The organism is Streptomyces achromogenes subsp. achromogenes, from assembly GCF_000720835.1.
GTDB lineage: Bacteria > Actinomycetota > Actinomycetes > Streptomycetales > Streptomycetaceae > Streptomyces > Streptomyces achromogenes.
On record NZ_JODT01000130.1, the window covers coordinates 1 to 309 of the forward strand.

Below are 309 nucleotides of genomic sequence, written 5' to 3' on the forward strand. Positions count from 1 at the left end.
GTGTGATCCTTGCCGCCCCACTCCCAGTAGAGAGTCGGCGCGCTCATCTTGTCGGCCTCGCGCTCGGCGATGTCCTGGAGCCGTTCGGCGAACGCGGCGCGGCGGGCGGACAGGTCGGCTTTGCGGGCGCGGGTGGCGGCCTCGACCTCGTGCCCGCGCTCGAACGACAGGCCAAGCTCGGCGGCGAGCTTGCTGACGGTCGAGGGGCTGCGCTTGATGGCGCGGGCGATGTCGTTGCGGGACATGCCCTTGGCGTGCAGCCGCTTGACGGCGGCGCGGTCCTTCGCGGTGAGGGGGCGGGAGGCCATG

At 72.5% G+C, this 309-nt stretch carries 1 protein-coding gene; it reads right to left on the bottom strand.

Annotated features, from left to right (window positions below; all coding sequences use genetic code 11):
• Nucleotides 1-309, bottom strand: a 309-nt coding sequence (locus IH25_RS0137030) for a helix-turn-helix domain-containing protein (protein WP_030621576.1), incomplete at both ends; no start/stop codon positions are given.